The sequence below is a fragment of the Clostridium sp. YIM B02569 genome (genome assembly GCF_022320765.1).
Taxonomy (GTDB): domain Bacteria; phylum Bacillota; class Clostridia; order Clostridiales; family Clostridiaceae; genus Clostridium; species Clostridium beijerinckii.
Map to the genome: position 1 here is coordinate 84,866 of NZ_JAKJJX010000012.1, position 18,836 is coordinate 103,701.

Sequence of the window (18,836 nt, forward strand, 5' to 3'; positions counted from 1 at the left end):
TGACTATTCGAAAGCATAATATATAATTTCTATTTGAAAATATTACATGATAAGTTCACTTAAAAATAATTTGAGTACTTATAGGACGAAAAATAATGTGATGTTGTATTTAATGTTAATAATTATATATATTAATACATTTATTTGTATTAAGTTTAAAAATTCGATATTTTAATGAAAGAGTATGTTATAATTTTCTTGTTAAAATGGAGCATATTTAAATAAAATATTGAAGTTGGAAATGAGATAAGGTAGACAATATATAGTAAAAAGTAATCGGTAAATTATATATAGTTAATAAGTAGGATGATTTGTTTAAAAATAAACTATTTAGTATTAGTAGCTTAGGAGAAAACAATGGAGAAGAATTCAGTTAGATATACTAGAGTTATAAAAACGATAAGAAAAAGATATATATTAGCATTGTGCATAATTATTTTTGCATTATTACTAAGCCAAATAATAGTGCAATATAATATAAATAATGAAATGAGCTATTCTAGAATAATAAATATTGCAGGAAGGCAAAGAATGCTTAGTCAAAAGATTTCAAAAGATGTATATGCTATTTATTTATCAGAAAATAAGGAAACGGAAGATTTATATATAGATGAATTAGCTTCAGCTTTAGAAATATGGGAAAAATCTAATACTGATTTGCAAAGAGGGAATATTGAAGAGGGGATTTCGAAAATAAGCAATAAAAAAATTGAAGATATGTTTTTAGCTATAAAGAAACCACACGAGGCAATGATTAATAGTTCTCATGAGATTATAGATATGGTAAAGGGCAGTAATTATAACAAAAGTGAATTTTCAAGTAAAATGCAAATAATCCAGGATAATGAAAAGGTGTTTCTTAAAGGAATGGATGATATAGTTTTTCAGTATGACTTAGATGCCAAAGAAAAAATTTTAATGATAAAGAATATTGAAATTATTTTATTAGCTATAACATTGATACTAATATTATTCGAAATTTTATTCATATTTGCTCCGGCAGAAAAGAGCATAATTAAGGCTTTTAGAGATATTAATGAAAGCCGAAAGAATTTTTATAAACTATTTGAAGTAGCGCCTGGGGCGATGTTTTTGGTAGATTATGATACAGAAGATGTAATCCTTATAAATAAGCAGGGGAAGGATTTTAAAAGCAAGTTATTTGGAAAGGATAAAAAATTAAATATAAGAAATATTACATTTTCCAAAGTTGAAAATAATGATGAGTTGATTAAAAAAATAAAACTTAATGAAAGACTTGAAAATCAGGAGATGGTTATTACAACTGAAGCAGAAAAAAATATAGCAATGCTTATATCATCTATTAAATTATATTTTGGTAAGAAAAGTACCATATTATTGGCAATTGCTGATGTAACAAATCAGAAGAAAGAAAAAGAAAATTTAAAAAAACTAGCCAACATTGATGAACTTACTGGGATTTTTAATAGAAGATACGGATTGAGTATCCTTGAAGATAATTATATGAAAGCGAAAATTGAGGGTGGAGATTTTTCTATATGTTTTATTGACATTGATGGTCTAAAGTTAGTAAACGATAAATTTGGGCATGATGAAGGTGATTGGTACATAAAAACAGTTGCCAATTGTATTAAAGAAAACATAGGAGAAAATAATTCTGTATTTAGACATGGTGGAGATGAATTTATTGTTATTTTTCCTAAAATAGATAGTGGACAAGTAAACGAAATTATTGATAAAATACAAAAAAGATTAAAAATAATAGAAGATTCAGAAGGTAAAACATATAAACTAGAAATAAGTTTTGGATTAACTAGTTATAAGCTGAATGAAGCAGATAATTTAGAAGAGCTGTTAAAGAAAGCTGATTATAAAATGTATGAAAATAAAAAATTAAAAAAAGTTTCTAGGTAATGAAATATATGCCTCTTATAATCTCAATGAGGGAGGTATATATTTCATTATAAATCTGGAACACGTGTGCAAAAAGCGTTATTTAGTTAAGATACATATGAAAGGCAAGCTACATGCAAAAGTGAAGATTATATAATGAATAAGAATTTAAGCATGGTAGGAGAAAGTAAAAATGATAAAATATTTACAATCTAAAACTCTTAAAATGGCATTATCAGCTACAATAGCAATTATTATATCAAATTATGTTGGTTTACAATTTGGAGTGACTTCAGGAATTATTGCAATCCTAAGTATTCAAGATACAAAAAAAGAATCTTTATTAGTTGCAGGGAGAAGAATAATTGCTTCTGCATTAGCCATTCTTTTGTCGTTTATGCTATATTTATTACTTGGAAATAACCCAATCATATTCGGATTATTTTTAATTATATTTATACAAACAACAATAATTTTAAAAATAGAGGAAGGAATGGTAGTTGGATCTGTATTATCAACACATTTACTTACAAGCACAAATATAAATATTTCATGGATTATAAACGAAGCACAATTAACTGTAATAGGAATTGGAGTAGCAATGATGTTTAATTTATATACCGCATCATTGGAAGAACAATTTGAAAAAAACAAAGAAAGAATAGAAGATTATTATAGAGCTATATTATCAGATATGGCAGTAAGCCTTGTTACTCAAGCTGTACCAATTTATGAAAAGCAAATATCAGTGAGCGTTGAGGAATTAATTAATAAGTCTAAATTTATGGCGCAGATAATAAATAATAACCATTTATTTAAAAAAAATGATTATTATTTGAGTTATATAGAGATGAGAATAATACAGCTAGATACAATGAAAAGAATGAAGAGGCATTTCTCGAGATTTTATATGACTTATGATCAAACTAGAATATTATCAGAATTTACAAATGAAGTTGCAATGAATCTTAAGGAAGATAATGATTGTGTAGAGCTTATAGATAAACTAAATTTGCTTAGGAAAGATTATGAAAAAATGGATTTGCCTAAAAATCGAAACGAATTTGAAAATAGAGCGTTATTATTTCAGTTTTTGAATGATTTAGAAGATTTCCTAGTTATTAAGAAAGAATTCAAGGAATCTTTTCAAAATAAGTAGAAATTATAAATATAACTTACTAAAATTAGTTTTAATGCCATTAATGGTAAAAATATTGGTATAAATATTGAAATTTATCAAAAATAAGTGTAAAATTATGCATATCATATGCATTGATAATAGCACACTTGCCGAAAGGTAGGGCCGCAAAGCTATGGGTCTAAAGAAATTCATTTTCAATGATTGCCAGGTTGCCAAAATGTAGTTATATAAACATTAGTCATTTGTTTATTTTTGGTGCCTATTAATAATTAATAGGTACCTTTTTATTTTGATACAAAATCATTGAAATATGTGTATATGGTAACAATTTAAATAAAGAAAGGTTAGGTGTAGTAAATGAAAAAGTATCAACTGTCTTTGGACAAAGCAAAAAAGGAGATTAATATAAGGATATGGGGAATGTTTGAACCAAACGATGCTAATAGTTTTGTTGAAGATTTTAGAAAAGAACTATCTCCTATACAAACTTCAGAATATGTATTGAATTTTGACGCAAGAGAGTTAAACGTTTCAAGACAAGAGATGTTACCAATGTTAGAAGGATGTTTTCAAATGTACAAGGCTTGCAAGTTTGTAAAGGTTATAGCAAATGTTGGTAGCAATATTACTTTAAAGATGCAATTATCAAGAATAAGTAGGAACACTGGATTGGTAATTGAAATAATTTAAAATGATACATAATTTATAATATTAAATTGAATTACATTAGCTAGGAGATTATTATGGGAATAAGACTAAGTTGTATTGATGTTTGTCATGCATCAGAAGTTGTTTCAAATGATATTTATTTAAAACATTTTGAAAAACAAGATAAAGATGTAGAACATTTATTAGTAGATATAATCGGTAGAGATAAACGATTTATGTTTAATGAACAGGAGACAACTTTATCTCTAGCAGTAAAAGTAGCAAAATCAGTATTAGATAAGGCTAACTTGACAGGTAGTGATATAGATGTACTAGTTTATTCATCTATATTATCGGAATATGTAGCACCAGCAACATCTATTTTAATACATAAGGAATTAAATGCAGGAAGAAATGTAATGTGTTTTGATATGAATGCTAATTGTGCTGGCATGACTGTTGCATTAGAGAATATGTCAAATTATTTAGAATCGTCGAAGCGAGCTAAAAGAGCATTAATTATTGGTTGTGATGATGTTGATTCATTAGCTGACCCAAATAATGAGCTTTGCTATGGAAATTATGGACATGCTGCATGTGCAATAATTTTAGAAAAAGTTGAAGAAGAGTGTGGGATAGTTGATGCAGAATATTATATAAACACAGAGGAAAGTCATAACATTATGTATCCAAGTGAAGGATTCTCTAATTTTTTCAAATCAAAAGATGTAAGCGAACTTTATTTGAAATGGTTGCCATTTGATGGTGGGGCATGTGTTTATCCCGCAGCAGAGATTGCTAAAAAGATGCTGAAGAAAAATGGCTTAGAAAATGAAGATATTAAGATGTTTTGCTTTTCTCAGTTTGCGTTTATAAATATAAAAAATATAAGACAACTTTTAGATATAGGAGAAGATAAGAGTATCTATATAGGAAATAAATATGGATATACTGGAACTACTAGCCCTTTCATAGCATTGTATGAATCGATAAAGGAAGGTAAAGTTAAAAGAGGGGACTATGTAATTTTCTGGACTATTGGATCTGGTTCTCAGAGTATAGTTATGTTATATAAATATTAATATTAGAAAACGCACTTCATAAATATAACCTTCTGTAGTAAAATCTATAGAAGGTTATATTTATGAGTTTGATGCTATCATATGAAATGCAAGTAAATATACTTCGGATAAATATATATTAGAATATCACTAATTTAAGAATAAATACTTATAAAGAATTTAATGAAGTAGAAATATATATGTAGATAGTGTTAGAACTTAAAAAATACTATATTAATTAAAGAATAACAGGGGAGATGGTTTGATAATGTACGATTATCCACTATATAGGCCTCCAAGTGAAAGTAATAGTCTTATAATACAAGTAACTTTAGGGTGTTCTCATAATAAATGTAATTTTTGTAATATGTATAAATCTAAAAAATTTACAATAAAATCTTTGGAAGATATTAAAGCAGACGTAAATTACTTTAGAGAAATGTATTCTTATGTAGAAAAAATATTTTTGGCAGATGGTGATGCTTTAATCATTCCAACGGAAAAATTAAAAGAAATATTAACGCTTATAAGAAATACATTTTCTGAATGCAGGAGAGTAACGCTTTATGGGTCACCAAAATCAATATTAGGTAAAACTCATCAAGAGTTGAAAGAACTTAAAGATTTAGGTTTATATATGATATATATGGGCGTTGAAAGTGGAAGCGATGAGGTTTTAAACGATATAAATAAAGGAGTGAGTAGTAACGAGATAATTGATGCTGCTAGAATAGTTAAAAATGCTGATATCTTACTATCAGTAACAGTTATAGCTGGAGTTGGTGGCATTGAAAAGAGCGATATTCATGCAATCAAAACAGGCAAATTAATAAGCGATATGGCTCCAAATTATTTAGGCGTATTAACTCTTATGGTTGAAGAAGAAACGGATTTGTATAATAAAATATTAAGGAAAGAATTTAAACTTCTAAGTGATAGAGAAATATTAAATGAGATAGGGATATTAATACAACATATTAATGTCAATGAATCAGTTACATTTAGATGCAATCACGCATCAAATTATGTTTCTCTAAGAGGAAGTTTACCAGAAGATAAAGAAAAATTGCTTAATCAAATTAACTACTATTTAAAAACTAATCAAATAAAACAAGAGGAATATAGAAGATTGTAAGCAAACAATTGAAGTTAATAATCCAGCATTCGATGTTATTGGGATAAAATCTATTGATGGAGCAGGAGAGTTTAGGAGTGATACAGATGGTAGAATGCAGAACTTTAAGGCAGCGATTAAACAGTTAAAGGATATAGGGCATACTCAGTATATAAAAAATATAGATGAGAATGATATTAGAATAATTGGAGCTGTAGTGGTTGGAAGTCCAAAAGAACTAAAGGCAATCGAGAACAATCCTATTATAAAACATGCTGTCTTAGGTACTGTGGTTGATAAATATTAATTAAAGGGAAAAATTTAATTTTAGTAGTAATAGTGTAATAGTTGATTATAAAAGTAACTTTTGGTTCTAGACTGAAAGTTACTTTTTTATTCTATATGAATTCATATTGTAATGAAATCTGTGGACATTGTGTTCCTTGTGGGTGCAAGTTATGGAAAAGGCTGATTCACATTTTTAAGAATGTATATATTTTTCAAGCTAAGGTTAATATAGTAAATGATTTTATGAAATTAAAATATTAAGTATATTACAGGGAGAGCAAAGTATGAGCATGTTTAGAACAAAGTTAATTGATAATATTATAGGGCTTGTTGAAAAATGTTACTACATTATATTAATAGTTATATTGTTAATTGCATCCTTTAATATATTTTACAATTTAGGTGTCATTCCTATATATAGCTGGGATGAGGCACGACATGGTGTTAGCGCTTATGAGATGATAAAAAATAGCAATTATATAGTAAATACATATGCTTATAAAAATGATTATTGGAATTTGAAACCACCAATAAGCTTTTGGGCAATAGCTATGGGATATAAAATTGCAGGATTTAATGCTTTAGGACTAAGAGTATTTTCTGCATTTGCAGCAATAATAACTATAGTACTCGTAGCAATTTTTAGTTTCAATATATATGGGAGATTGACATCTCTGATTGCGACAATTGTTTTAACAACAACAATACCATTTATTACAGAGCATTGTGCAAGAACCGGAGATGCAGATGCCATATACGTTTTATTTTTTACAATATCAGTAATGTCTTTAATTTTAATTGAAAGGAGTACTAAATGGCTATATGTATTTGGATTATCATTTTCAGCAGCTTTTTTAACTAAAAGTTTCCATGCAGGTAATATCTTTTTTATAGGAATATTATATTTAATATTTAGTAAAAATTTATTTAAATTAACATTAAAGCAAATTCTGGCATTAGTATTAAGTGCATCTTTTCCGATTCTTATATGGGCAATCTTAAGATATTCCAATGATGGAATAGATTTTTTTAAGACTATGATAGAATTTGATTTGCTAGCAAGAACATCAAGACCTTTAGAAGGGCATATTGGCGGAAAGTGTTACTACATTGAACATTTGCAATGGTCATATTTTTACTGGAATCTTGTATTTGTAGGTGTTAGCATGGCATATTTAACTATAGCCCATAGATATATTACGGATAGGAAACTAATAAATTGTAATTTGATAATATGGCTGTCGATGATTATTCCGTTTATATTATATACTATTTCAAAAACGAAAATTTCATGGTATGTTTTACCGATATATCCTGCCGCAGCAATATGGATAGGATATGCATCAGGTTTTATATTAAAAGAGCGTAATAGAAATTTTGCTACACAAATAGTATTGGTTGCTATGATTATATTATCGATATATAAAAGTGAAGAAGTTATAGTAACTAGAATTTTAAATCCAAAAGAGGACTTGAGTCAAGAGCTTATTAAGGAAATCGGAAACTTGCCAGAATATTATGGAGAAAAAATATATGTAAATCATTTTGAGCAAAGCTATTGGCTGGATAGTGAGCTTTATGCAGATTTGACTCCGCTAGAAGGTGGTATAGAAGGATTTTTGAAAGATAATGAAGATAAAACATTATTGTTTATTAAAAAAGAAGATTTCGACTCACTTGGAAATGAAAAAGATAATTTAAAAGTTATACTTGAAAATGATGAGGCCTATATTTTTGCAAAATAATATAATTATGGTTTTTGTTGACGAAATTCATTACGAATTATACAATAGAAAAAGTGTTTTATTTAATATTATATATATAAAATTTAAAATTGAGTCAGGAGATGACTAGCATGAATGAATCAACGCAAAAGAATAAGGAAACTGTTATTCCTAAAGGTTTAAAAAAAGAAATAGGACTTATTGAAGCTATTACTATAGTTATAGGTGTAGTTATAGGGTCAGGAATTTTCTTTAAGGCGTCATCAGTATTTAAAAATGCAGGTACCCCAACTCTGGGAATAATGGCTTGGCTGATTGGTGGATGTATAACTATAGCTTCAGCTTTAACCGTTGCTGAAATTGCAGTAGCAATTCCTAAGACAGGTGGAGTTTTTGTTTATATTAAGGAATTATATAGTGAAAAATGGGCATTTTTATTTGGTTGGATGCAGACTTTAATCTATGTGCCAGGGGTGGCAGCTGCATTATCAATAGTTTTTGTTACTCAAGCAACGTATTTTATTCCAGATCTAACACCAATGATGCAGAAAATATTCGCTATATGCATTCTATTTTTTGTAATGGCTTTAAATGTTCTATCATCAAGACTTGGTGGGAAGGTTCAAGTAATTTCTACAATTGGTAAGCTTGTTCCAATAATTTTTATTGTTATATTTGGATTAATAAATGGTACAGCTCATGATTTCTCGACAACTGTATTTGCTTCAAATACATCAGGAGCAGCAGGATTCGGAGCTGCAATACTGGGGACTCTATGGGCTTACGACGGATGGATTAGCGTAGGAAATATGGCTGGGGAGCTTAAAAATCCAGAAAAAGATCTCCCAAAGTCAATAATAATGGGATTAATAGCAATAATAATAGTGTATATATTAATTAATGTAGCAATAATAAATATAATGCCAGTTAACGATGTAATACTTTCTTCCAAGCCAGCTTCAGATGCAGCGGTAATATTGTTTGGAAATATGGGAGCTGCCTTAATCGCAGTAGGCATAATGATTTCTATTTTTGGAGCGCTAAATGGATATCTAATGACAGGGGTTAGAATACCTTTTGCTATGGCTCAGGATAATCTTTTCCCTTTTCCTAAATTTTTTGGGAAAATCAATGAAAAATTTGAGACTCCTATAAATACATTTGCTTTTGAAGTATTACTAGCAAGTTTATATGTATTAAGTGGATCTTTTGACAAACTTACAAACTTGGCTGTGTTTGTAATGTGGATATTTTTTGTTATGTGCGTATGTGGGATTTTTATATTGAGACGTAAACATAAAGAATTAAAAACTTCATACAAAGTTCCTTTATATCCAATTGTTCCATTGATCGGAATAGTTGGTGGGCTGTACATATTAATAAGTACTTTTATAACAGATTCATTAAGTGCAATATATGGAATAGGAATAACTTTAATAGGTCTTCCAGTTTATTTTTATATAAGAAAAAAATATAAAAGAGATTAATATTATATTGCAATACAGACTAAGTAATTAAAATCAATCGCTTAGTCTGTATTTTTTATCCTTAATTATGTAAGAAACAATTATGGTTTTATTATTAAGCACCTTTAGTAATATTTTCATTAATGGTATTGGTCCATTTTCCACAGCGATCTCCAAAGCATCCTATTATTATACTATCATCTTCTATTCGTACAACTTCGCACCGATTAGAGCAGCCTTCACATTCAAAGCTAGTGGATATAAAACTAGAATCAGCAATATCAAAGCCTCTAAAGTTAGTAGCGCCGGTCTTGTCAACAGTTTCTTTAGCAATAATTGCGGCACCTATGGCGCCCATAACATTATAATGTTCAGGAATGTATACTTCACATCCTAAAGCTTTTTCAAAAGATGCCTTCATACCCTTGTTAGCTGCTACACCACCTTGAAAGAATATTTTAGGGCATATTTCTTTTCCTTTCCCAATATCATTGAGATAATTTCTAACAAGGGCTTCGCATAACCCGTTTATAATATCAGGCTCATTATAACCAAGCTGTTGTTTGTGTATCATATCAGACTCGGCAAAAACTGCACATCTTCCAGCTATTCTTAGTGGAGTTGTTGATTTTAAAGCATAATCTCCGAACTCTTCTATTGGAATTCCTAATCTTTCAGCTTGCCTATCAAGGAATGATCCAGTTCCAGCTGCACAGACATTGTTCATCGCAAAGTCTATAGCAACTCCATCTTTTAATATTATTATTTTTGAATCCTGTCCCCCTATTTCTAAAATTGTCTTAACATCGTTATCTATAGCGAGTGCAGCACATGCGTGAGCTGTTATCTCATTTTTTACTGCATCTGCTCCAAGGATAGAGGATGCGATTTGTCTTCCACTACCTGTAGTACCAACAGCTTTAATTTGTTCATCATCGTATTTCTCTTTCAAGATTTTAAACCCCTGTTGGATCGCATTTATTGGCTTTCCTTTTGTTCTTAAATATAGTTTATCTACGACATTCAGATTATTATCTAAAAGAACAATGTCAGTACTTACTGAGCCAACATCAACACCTAAATAATACATTTTTGCTTTCTCCTTTCCAATAGATCTAGGAATGCTTCTATTCTTGTAATATATCCTGTTTCACCCGTCATTTCGTCAACTACAAGAGTTAAAATAGGGAAATTCTTATCTTTAGATATGGAAGGAAGCACAGCTTTGCAAACAATTTCTGGCATACATCCCATAGGGAATATTTGTATGGCACCATCAAAGCCATCATGTGCCGCCATTACTGCTTCTCCAATGCATTCTCGTGCGTGTCCTCCAATATATAATGGAAGATATTCTTTAGAAGCTTTTCGTATGTCTAAAGAATTCATTCCAACAACTGACATAATAGAGTTTTTAGCCCACCAGCTTGGCGTAAGTTTTCTTTGGGTTGAAACTCCATATTCCATAAGTTTATCCTCAATAAAAAGGTTCGAAAATGGCTCTATTATTGTATAGATTTCTCCTATTATTGCTACTTTTATTGGATTCCTATCACTACATATCTCTAGGGAATCTAGTCTTTTATCATATTTGTTTAGTATTTTTATCATATCATTAGGACTATTACTATTTTCGGCATCAATTTTACAATTGCTTAAGAGTTTTTTACATTCATTTTTATTTTTTTCATACCCTGCTAAGTAATGTGCTTTTGCCTCTATTTTATCTATTAGATTTAAAACTTTAAATCCTATGCGTAATGCATTTAGCTTTTGCGGCATATTTTTATTGCTGCTAGATGAGATGGAAGATATCCTATTTAGAAATTCTTTTGGGCCTATTTCTGACGGTTTATCTAATACAATAAAATTTAAATTATGTCCTAATTTTTTTAGAGTGTTTATTTGGAGTTCGCAATATTCTCCATATCTGCAAGGTCCGCAGCTTCCAGTAATTATTATTGTATCTGCGCCTTGTTCGATTCCCTGTATGTAATTTCCCATCATAAGTTTAAATGGGAGGCACATATCATCTGGAGAATACATAGATCCTATTTCTAATGATTTTTTACTGTTGAATTCCGGAATTATATAGTCTATACCAAGAGTATCAAACACTGCTTTAGTAACCAGATATGTATTTCCTAAATGAGGCGTCATAATTTTCATAACATTACTTCCTTTCTAACATGTCGACAAAGGCTTCTATTCTTGTGTCAAATCCAGATTCTCCAGTATGTTCATCGACTTTTAATACTAAGAAAGGAAAATCTTTCACTTTTTGTTTTATAAGATCTATAACAACAGAATCAATACCACAAGCAAACGAAGATATGTATACTATACCGTTAATTTTTTTATTTTCTGCTAAGTATGTAGATGCCCCATAAGCATTTTTTGCAAATGTCCAGAAAGGTCTTTTAAATAATTCAGTTGTTTTGTCAGCAATAGAGGCTTCGTCTATAAATTCTTCCGTTATGATACCAACACCTAATTTATTTAATTTTTTCACTAAGTTCATATTCACAAATTTATCATAAATATTGTAAGGATGGCCAATTAGAGCTATATTTAATTTATATCCATCGCTTTTAATTCCTATTTCATATTCATCTTGTGCTATTAAAGCTTTATCATAAGCATCCCGAATTCTTTTTTTGTTTGTTGTTATTAGGCTTCCAGTTGAAACTATCCATTTATATAATTTTTCTTTTGACGTTGCATAAATAGGAACCATAGTAACTTTTGGCATATTGGGAATGCTATTTATGATCATTTCAGGTAAGCCGCAAAATTTTGGACAGATAAATTCATGTTCACTTAATTGCATAATTCTAGGGATAACCATTAAATCACATTTATCTTTTATTGCATTTACATGACCGTGAAAAATTTTAATAGGCAAACATGCTTCATTTACACAATTCTTTACACCTTCATCTAATATTGTTTTGTTTGTATCTGGTGATCTAACAATATCTGCACCAAGTTCAGAAAAGAACTTCTCAAGGAAAGCAGAATATTTGTAATTTAATAATCCATTGGGAATTCCAACCTTCATATACATTTCACTCCTATAAAATTCATGCTCATTATTATATTTTTTTCAAAATTACTAGAATTATTCATAAAAATTGGATTAATTTATATTTTACTTTAAAGTTTTACATTAAATTATTAAAATACCATTTTATCTAATATTAAAAACAAGAAAGTACTTTTAGATATATCTATATAAATTGTTGTAGATGGTATTTTTTTATAGTATACTTACTTGGAAATTTATATATTTAAGGGATCTATAATAACTTTTGAGTTCTTGACCTCTTAAGTTCATATTTTAAGATCTATGTACAAGGAAGGAAATGACATAAATATGAAAAATAAATCACATATAATTCCATACTTTACTGCTATAATAACTAATTTTATTTTTGGATTAAGCTTCTTATTTTCGAAGCAAGCATTAAGTGTAGCTACGCCAATAGAATTACTTTCGTTTAGATTCTTAGCAGCTTTGCTAATAATGACAATTTTGATATTTTTAAAAGTAATAAAGGTAAATTATAAAAATAAGCCTATGAAATGGCTTATTATTTTGGCTGTTATAGAGCCTATAGTTTACTTTATATTTGAAACCTATGGAATTAAGAAAACATCTTCGTCTTTAGGCGGACTTATGATTGCTCTTATACCAATAGTTGTGACAGTTTTAGCTGTGTATCTATTAAAAGAAAAACCATCTCCTAAGCAAATCGTAAGTATAATACTTTCGGTATCTGGAGTAATACTGATAATTCTTATGGAAAATTCTAATGATTCAGGAGGGAGTACTCTATTAGGAATTATCCTTCTAGGAGGAGCTGTATTTTCAGCTGCATTATTTAATATAATAGCAAGAAAAATATCACGACAATTTACAGCGATTGAAGTAACATACTTTATGATGCTTATTGGAGCTATATTTTTTAATATTGTTTCAATTACTAATCACGTGATAAATGCAAATTTATCAGAATATTTTATACCATTAAGAAGTATAAACTTTATGGTATCTATATTATATCTTGGAATATTATCTTCAGTTGTAGCATATTTTCTGGCTAATTATACGCTTTCTAAAATGGAAGCTTCTAGATCAGCTGTATTTGCCAATATATCAACTATAGTATCTATCGCAGCTGGTGTGCTCGTATTACATGAAAACTTCCAATTATACCATGTAATAGGATCAGTGATGATTCTAGTGGGTGTATGGGGAACAAATTATTATCAAAAAAAGCTTAATTCAGAAGAGTTTACACCAACTGTTGGTTCTTTTGAACAATAAGCTATATGAATGTATTAGTCTTCTTTCTAATGGATTAAAGTTAAAATTTTCAAATTCTTCTTTAATTATGTAAAATATTCTGGTAATATTTACTATAGAGGGGGATGAGAAAGTTGGATAATTTTAAGGTGAAATTAGTTACTTTCGTACTTGGTTTTGCAATAGTGTCAAGTTTGGCTCCAGCAATACGTGTACAAGCATCAACATTAACACAAAGCACTTTAAGCAGCCAGGCAATGACCGCTATAGCTAACCTTGATAAAAAGAAAAAGACAATAGTGGTTGATCCAGGTCATAACTACGGTGGTGATCTAGGAGCTGCATCTACAATTAAAGGCATAACGTATAAAGAAGTAGATTTAAATATGCAGGTTGCATCTAAGTTAAAAACGGAATTAGAGAAAAGAGGATATAATGTTGTAATGACTAGATATCCTAAGGAAGTACAAACGATAGGGACCAATCAGAGTCTTAAAGATAGAATTACAATTGCCAATACAGCAAATGCAAGTTTATTTGTAAGTATACACCATAATGCTGTAAAGGATGCTCCAGACGCAAAAGGGGTAGAAGTTTATTATAGTTCGGCACAGCAAAGTCAAAATTTTAAAGGTGGGGTATCTCCTAACAAGTTAACGATAAGTAAGAACGTAGCAACAGTTATTGATAACAATATTGTTAAGAAGTTTAATTTTAATGATAGAGGTGCAAAGGATAGCAGACTATTCATAAAAAGCACAAATATGCCATCAGTAATTGTGGAAGCAGGATTTATAACTAACGAGGAAGAGGCGAAAAGGTGTTCGGATCCAGTGAGTCAGCAAAAATTAGCAGAAAACATTGCTGAATCTATAAAAACTGTTATATAAATATAATAATGAAAATGAAGAACATGTTTTGGTATTAAGTTGATAAATACTTATATGAAACATGTTCTTTTTAATGTGAATACACTAATATATAGTTTTTAGATATATTGTTGTAATTTTATTTTGAATTATAAATGAAGATATTCTATAATTAAGCTTCATTCGCAGAATATAAAAGATCATTTAGCATTTTTTCGGTGAATGTTCCATTACTTAAGGTAGTAAATCTTCCTATAGGAATATTTTTAAAGTAATTTATAAGCTTTTCTTGCGCATTTGTATCAGAAGTTATGGATTGAGCAGCGCTGCTTAATAAAGGTTCTACAATTGCCTTAGTTTTTGGATTAATGAGAAAATCTTGTGCGAGTGTATCTCTAGTATAATTAGTCTTAGGTAGATATGGTGACTGAACATAAATGTTTTTAGATAAAGGAAGATCTCTAGAAGATTTACCAATTAAAATTTCATAAGGACCGCTTTCAATTACCCAGCTATTTGTGTTTATATCATAGTGAGAAAAATCTTTTGTATCAATCAAAAAACTCACCTCTTTTTCTTCATCTGGAAAAAGAGATACTTTTGTAAAGGCTTTTAATTCTTTTTCAGGTCTTAAAATGTTACTATCAGTATTCTTTATATATAACTGTACAATTTCTTTACCAAAATATTTTCCAGTATTTTTTACTTTAAGTTTAATTTCTAATGTATCATTATCAGTTAATATATCTTTATCAAGAGTTAAGCTGCTATATTTAAAAGTAGTATAGGACAATCCGAATCCAAAAGGAAATTCAACATTCATATTTTTTTTATCATAATATCTATAGCCTACAAAAACCCCTTCTTTATACTGTAAATTATTTTCTGAATCTATATAATCTAAATATGTTGGAGTGTCTGACAATTGTATAGGGAAAGTAGTTGGTAATTTACCGGATGGATTAGCGATGCCAAATAGGATTTCTGCAAGAGCACCTCCACTTGCTTGTCCTGGAAGCCAGGTTTCTAAAATAGAATCAGCATATTTGGCCCAAGATGATATAGTAACTGGAGATCCATTGCTAAGTACTACAATTAAATTTTTCTGGACTTTACCTATTTCCTTAATTAATTTCACTTGATCAGTGGGGAGATCTAGGTTTACATTGTCAGCATATTCTTTATCATAGTATTGTGGAGTTCCTACAAATAATATAACTATATCCGCGGTACGTGCAGTTTTTCTTGCATCTGCAAGAAGTGTGTTATCATCATCTTCTGAATTTTTAGAAGTATTATAACCTTTTTCATAATATATTTTGACGGAACTTCCGACGAGTTTTACTATTTCATCATAGGCATTTTCAAACATTATAGGTATGACGTTAGAATTACCATCACCTTGACATCTTGTTTCTTTTGCATATTCTCCAATTATCGCTAATTTCCTATTTTTTAACCTATCTTTTTTTAAAGGTAAAAGATTACGTTTATTTTTCAAAAGGACAATGCTATCTTCAGCAACTTCTCTTGCTAAATCATTATGTTTTTCTTTGTCATAAATATTGCATTCACATTCTTTTACAGGTTTAATAACTTTAGATATAGTATTTAATATATCTTCAATAGCATTATCAAGGATTGATGAATCTAAAGTACCACTAAGTACAGCTTCTATAATTTGTTTTGTATTATTAGGTGAGTTTGGAAATTCTAAGTCTAATCCAGACTGTAATGAATTTATTATTGAATTTACTGCATATAAGTCTGATAAAACTAATCCGTCAAAATTCCATCTATTTCTTAAAATATCGATTAACAAATAGTCATTTTCGGTACAAGGTATTCCATTTATTTTATTGTAAGCAACCATTACAGCGAAGGGATTAGAATTTTTTATTACCCGCTCAAAGTTTGATAAATAAATTTCATTTAAAGTCTGTTCATCAATTATGTTATTAATATTTTGTCTATGTGATTCCTGGTTATTTCCAATGTAATATTTAACACATGCTCCAATACCCTCACTTTGGATTCCATTTATAAAAGCTGCACCCATTTCACCACTTAGAACTGGATCTTCTGAAAAATATTGAAAATTTCTTCCGCTTAATGGAGAACGTTGAATATTTACAGCAGGACCAAAGAGAATATTAACATTTTCAGCTAAGCATTCTTCACCAATAGCTTTTCCGACAGAATAAGCAAGATTAACATCCCAAGTTGCGGCCAAGGCAGTAGGCGTAGGAAAACACGTAGCTGGAACAGGGTCATAAGAATTGCAGTTTATTTTTGATAATCCATAGGGACCATTCGCAAAAGTTATTGAAGGAATTCCGAATCTTTCAATTTCTTTAGTTGCCCAAAGTTTTTTTCCAGAACAGAGAGATGCTTTCTCTTCTAAGGTCATTTCATTGATTAATTTCTTTATATCCACTCAGATACCACCTTATCTTTCTTAATAGTATTAATTTATACATTTGAAATTAAATTGCAACATATTTTAAGGAAAATTTAGCTCTCATTATTATATATTTAAAGTAAATAATATATATTACCTTTTACTTCTTTTGTTATTAATGTATGATATAGTTGTGGATGTAATTGTTTTTTAAGGAGGTAAGAATGGAAAAGAAGGCAGTTTTTTTTGATATAGATGGGACACTATATAATCGTGAAGTTGGTGTGCCAAAGAGTACAATAGAAGGTATTAGGCAGCTAAGGGAGAATGGTCATCTTGCTTTTATATCAACTGGAAGGGCAAGAGCAATGATTTCACAAGATCTAATTGATATTGGGTTTGATGGGATACTCGCATCTTGTGGTTGTTATGTAGAATATGATGGAAACGTAGTTTATAACATAGATTTGGAAAAGCAAATAGCTGATAATGCAATAAGTGTTTTAAAAAATAATAAAGTATTTTGCATTCTAGAAGGGCAAGATTATTTATATATGGATGAAGAGGAATTTATAGATGATAAAAGATCTTCAATAATGATGTTTAAAAATAAATATAGGGAAAAAATAAAGCCAATAACAGGAAATGAACATAGTTTCAATAAAATTACATGCAGAACATATGAGAATAGTAATTTTAAAGAAGCATATTCAATAATAGAAAAGGATTTTGACTGCATATGCCATAGTTCAGAATTTATTGAATTAGTACCAAAAGGATTTTCTAAGGTAAAGGGAATAGAGGAGATTATAAAGCGTTTAGAAATTGATATTGAAAATACATATGCATTTGGTGATAGTTTAAATGATATAGATATGTTGAAATATGTTAAATATGGAGTTGCAATGGGAAACAGTAGTCCTGAGATTCTTGATGTTGTAAAATATAAAACAGATAATATTGAGAATGATGGTATTTATAAAGGATTAAAACAGTTTAAATTAATATAACCTTATAATTACTAACTGAGTATGATATTAAAATCATGTCACTAGTAATTTTAACAGTACTAATATAAATTATATATTTTTCACTGTATATAAATTTATTTAGAATTAAAATATAAGTAAAATTAGTTGAGAGTTATAAGCCCAATATAAACAACTATCCAATTAGAGAGAAATTGGATAGTTGTTTTATTATTTATACTGGCTTATTTCACACTTTATGTTTGATTTGATAAAAAGTAATATTGTGCTAAAAAATTATTGTAAATATGAAACATAGGTATAGTAAGAATATACAAATATACTTAATTTTTAGAACAAACAGACAGAATAATACAAGCATTGACTTTTAAAGATAAATCATTTAAATTATAATCAGATAGTTGTTTACATAATACAACCAATTTATGCAAGTATTTCACCTATAAACGTTTGCAGATAAAATATGCTTGCAATTATTTTTAATATAATTTATAAAAGGTTATTATTTAAATAGATTGGAAGAATTATGTAGTAATATAGATTGAAATATTAATTATCTTAATAAAGTTATGATAAAACGGGAGGGTATTATTTATGAAAAGAATACTTGTAGTTGATGATGCTGCATTTATGAGGCTATCTTTAAAAACAATGCTTGAAAAAAATGGTTATGAAGTTGTTGGGGAAGCAGAAAATGGTCGTAAAGCTGTTGAAATGTATAAAATGCTAAACCCTGAACTTGTGACAATGGATATTACGATGCCTGATATGGATGGCATTGAGGCATTAACTGAAATAATGAAATTTGATTCAAAGGCTAAGGTAATTATGTTAAGTGCTATGGGGCAAGAAACCAAAATTAGGGAAGCTGTAATTCAAGGTGCTAAAGGTTTCGTAGTAAAACCATTTAAAGAAGATTATCTTGTTAAAGCATTAAGCAAGTTTTAAGAG

Annotated in this window: 16 protein-coding genes and 1 riboswitch; of the genes, 12 read left to right on the forward strand and 4 right to left on the reverse strand. The window is 29.0% G+C overall.

The window, feature by feature from the left end; all coding sequences use genetic code 11:
• Nucleotides 1-357: 357 nt before the first annotated feature.
• The 8 genes from L3B96_RS12540 to L3B96_RS12575 all read left to right on the forward strand — a co-directional run bounded on the left by L3B96_RS12540 (nucleotide 358) and on the right by L3B96_RS12575 (nucleotide 9,338).
• Nucleotides 358-1,896: a diguanylate cyclase gene (locus L3B96_RS12540; RefSeq protein WP_238861241.1), complete on the forward strand. Its 1,539-nt coding sequence runs from the start codon at nucleotides 358-360 to the stop codon at nucleotides 1,894-1,896.
• A 172-nt stretch (nucleotides 1,897-2,068) separates the two neighbouring features.
• Nucleotides 2,069-3,034, forward strand: coding sequence for an aromatic acid exporter family protein (locus L3B96_RS12545; protein WP_012060191.1), 966 nt, complete (start codon nucleotides 2,069-2,071; stop codon nucleotides 3,032-3,034).
• A gap of 111 nt (nucleotides 3,035-3,145) precedes the next feature.
• Nucleotides 3,146-3,233, forward strand: a riboswitch (cyclic di-GMP riboswitch).
• A gap of 140 nt (nucleotides 3,234-3,373) precedes the next feature.
• The gene (locus L3B96_RS12550; RefSeq protein WP_012060190.1) at nucleotides 3,374-3,706 is read left to right on the forward strand and encodes a hypothetical protein; all 333 of its coding nucleotides are present in this window, start codon (nucleotides 3,374-3,376) and stop codon (nucleotides 3,704-3,706) included.
• 53 nt (nucleotides 3,707-3,759) lie between these two features.
• Nucleotides 3,760-4,746 (forward strand): 3-oxoacyl-[acyl-carrier-protein] synthase III C-terminal domain-containing protein, encoded by a 987-nt coding sequence (locus L3B96_RS12555; protein ID WP_238861243.1) that lies wholly within the window; start codon nucleotides 3,760-3,762, stop codon nucleotides 4,744-4,746.
• Nucleotides 4,747-4,993: 247 nt separating this feature from the next.
• Nucleotides 4,994-5,860: a radical SAM protein gene (locus L3B96_RS12560; protein ID WP_077854616.1), complete on the forward strand. Its 867-nt coding sequence runs from the start codon at nucleotides 4,994-4,996 to the stop codon at nucleotides 5,858-5,860.
• A 94-nt stretch (nucleotides 5,861-5,954) separates the two neighbouring features.
• Nucleotides 5,955-6,146 carry an anti sigma factor C-terminal domain-containing protein gene (locus tag L3B96_RS12565; protein WP_238861246.1) on the forward strand — a complete coding sequence of 64 codons (192 nt, stop codon included), beginning with the start codon at nucleotides 5,955-5,957 and terminating at the stop codon, nucleotides 6,144-6,146.
• A 265-nt stretch (nucleotides 6,147-6,411) separates the two neighbouring features.
• A complete protein-coding gene (locus L3B96_RS12570; RefSeq protein ID WP_077854615.1) occupies nucleotides 6,412-7,872 on the forward strand; it encodes a glycosyltransferase family 39 protein in 1,461 nt (486 codons plus the stop codon).
• A 110-nt stretch (nucleotides 7,873-7,982) separates the two neighbouring features.
• Nucleotides 7,983-9,338 carry an amino acid permease gene (locus L3B96_RS12575; RefSeq protein ID WP_012060185.1) on the forward strand — a complete coding sequence of 452 codons (1,356 nt, stop codon included), beginning with the start codon at nucleotides 7,983-7,985 and terminating at the stop codon, nucleotides 9,336-9,338.
• A 94-nt stretch (nucleotides 9,339-9,432) separates the two neighbouring features.
• Here the strand turns inward: L3B96_RS12575 and L3B96_RS12580 are convergent, their stop codons facing one another.
• The 3 genes from L3B96_RS12580 to L3B96_RS12590 are packed head-to-tail and all read right to left on the reverse strand — an operon-like array spanning nucleotide 9,433 to nucleotide 12,378.
• Nucleotides 9,433-10,407, reverse strand: coding sequence for an acyl-CoA dehydratase activase (locus tag L3B96_RS12580; RefSeq protein WP_012060184.1), 975 nt, complete (start codon nucleotides 10,405-10,407; stop codon nucleotides 9,433-9,435).
• The gene (locus L3B96_RS12585) at nucleotides 10,395-11,486 is read right to left on the reverse strand and encodes a 2-hydroxyglutaryl-CoA dehydratase (protein WP_065418697.1); all 1,092 of its coding nucleotides are present in this window, start codon (nucleotides 11,484-11,486) and stop codon (nucleotides 10,395-10,397) included. The genes L3B96_RS12580 and L3B96_RS12585 overlap by 13 nt, the downstream gene beginning before the upstream one ends.
• A gap of 4 nt (nucleotides 11,487-11,490) precedes the next feature.
• A complete protein-coding gene (locus L3B96_RS12590) occupies nucleotides 11,491-12,378 on the reverse strand; it encodes an acyl-CoA dehydratase activase-related protein (protein WP_026015642.1) in 888 nt (295 codons plus the stop codon).
• 315 nt (nucleotides 12,379-12,693) lie between these two features.
• Between L3B96_RS12590 and L3B96_RS12595 the strand changes: the two genes are divergently transcribed.
• The gene (locus L3B96_RS12595; protein ID WP_238861248.1) at nucleotides 12,694-13,647 is read left to right on the forward strand and encodes a DMT family transporter; all 954 of its coding nucleotides are present in this window, start codon (nucleotides 12,694-12,696) and stop codon (nucleotides 13,645-13,647) included.
• A gap of 104 nt (nucleotides 13,648-13,751) precedes the next feature.
• The gene (locus tag L3B96_RS12600; RefSeq protein ID WP_035768630.1) at nucleotides 13,752-14,516 is read left to right on the forward strand and encodes an N-acetylmuramoyl-L-alanine amidase; all 765 of its coding nucleotides are present in this window, start codon (nucleotides 13,752-13,754) and stop codon (nucleotides 14,514-14,516) included.
• Between the two features lie 151 nt (nucleotides 14,517-14,667).
• On the opposite strand, the gene L3B96_RS12605 is transcribed toward L3B96_RS12600, so the two are convergent.
• Nucleotides 14,668-16,932 (reverse strand): glycoside hydrolase family 3 C-terminal domain-containing protein, encoded by a 2,265-nt coding sequence (locus tag L3B96_RS12605; RefSeq protein ID WP_238861250.1) that lies wholly within the window; start codon nucleotides 16,930-16,932, stop codon nucleotides 14,668-14,670.
• Nucleotides 16,933-17,120: 188 nt separating this feature from the next.
• Between L3B96_RS12605 and L3B96_RS12610 the strand changes: the two genes are divergently transcribed.
• Together L3B96_RS12610 and L3B96_RS12615 are read left to right on the forward strand one after the other, a co-directional pair.
• Entirely contained in the window at nucleotides 17,121-17,906 is a 786-nt protein-coding gene (locus L3B96_RS12610; protein WP_238861252.1) for a Cof-type HAD-IIB family hydrolase, read from the forward strand.
• A gap of 573 nt (nucleotides 17,907-18,479) precedes the next feature.
• Nucleotides 18,480-18,833 carry a response regulator gene (locus L3B96_RS12615; RefSeq protein WP_012060177.1) on the forward strand — a complete coding sequence of 118 codons (354 nt, stop codon included), beginning with the start codon at nucleotides 18,480-18,482 and terminating at the stop codon, nucleotides 18,831-18,833.
• The last annotated feature ends 3 nt before the right edge of the window (nucleotides 18,834-18,836 follow it).

What these genes read in the sequence shown, in the direction of transcription:
- L3B96_RS12550 (WP_012060190.1), top strand. Translation starts at nt 3,374, where the DNA reads ATGAAAAAGTATCAACTGTCTTTGGACAAAGCAAAAAAGGAGATTAAT.
- L3B96_RS12595 (WP_238861248.1), top strand. Translation starts at nt 12,694, where the DNA reads ATGAAAAATAAATCACATATAATTCCATACTTTACTGCTATAATAACT.
- L3B96_RS12585 (WP_065418697.1), bottom strand. Translation starts at nt 11,486, where the DNA reads ATGAAAATTATGACGCCTCATTTAGGAAATACATATCTGGTTACTAAA.
- L3B96_RS12590 (WP_026015642.1), bottom strand. Translation starts at nt 12,378, where the DNA reads ATGAAGGTTGGAATTCCCAATGGATTATTAAATTACAAATATTCTGCT.
- L3B96_RS12615 (WP_012060177.1), top strand. Translation starts at nt 18,480, where the DNA reads ATGAAAAGAATACTTGTAGTTGATGATGCTGCATTTATGAGGCTATCT.
- L3B96_RS12545 (WP_012060191.1), top strand. Translation starts at nt 2,069, where the DNA reads ATGATAAAATATTTACAATCTAAAACTCTTAAAATGGCATTATCAGCT.
- L3B96_RS12600 (WP_035768630.1), top strand. Translation starts at nt 13,752, where the DNA reads ATGAGAAAGTTGGATAATTTTAAGGTGAAATTAGTTACTTTCGTACTT.
- L3B96_RS12555 (WP_238861243.1), top strand. Translation starts at nt 3,760, where the DNA reads ATGGGAATAAGACTAAGTTGTATTGATGTTTGTCATGCATCAGAAGTT.
- L3B96_RS12540 (WP_238861241.1), top strand. Translation starts at nt 358, where the DNA reads ATGGAGAAGAATTCAGTTAGATATACTAGAGTTATAAAAACGATAAGA.
- L3B96_RS12565 (WP_238861246.1), top strand. Translation starts at nt 5,955, where the DNA reads ATGCAGAACTTTAAGGCAGCGATTAAACAGTTAAAGGATATAGGGCAT.
- L3B96_RS12580 (WP_012060184.1), bottom strand. Translation starts at nt 10,407, where the DNA reads ATGTATTATTTAGGTGTTGATGTTGGCTCAGTAAGTACTGACATTGTT.
- L3B96_RS12610 (WP_238861252.1), top strand. Translation starts at nt 17,121, where the DNA reads ATGGAAAAGAAGGCAGTTTTTTTTGATATAGATGGGACACTATATAAT.
- L3B96_RS12575 (WP_012060185.1), top strand. Translation starts at nt 7,983, where the DNA reads ATGAATGAATCAACGCAAAAGAATAAGGAAACTGTTATTCCTAAAGGT.
- L3B96_RS12570 (WP_077854615.1), top strand. Translation starts at nt 6,412, where the DNA reads ATGAGCATGTTTAGAACAAAGTTAATTGATAATATTATAGGGCTTGTT.
- L3B96_RS12560 (WP_077854616.1), top strand. Translation starts at nt 4,994, where the DNA reads ATGTACGATTATCCACTATATAGGCCTCCAAGTGAAAGTAATAGTCTT.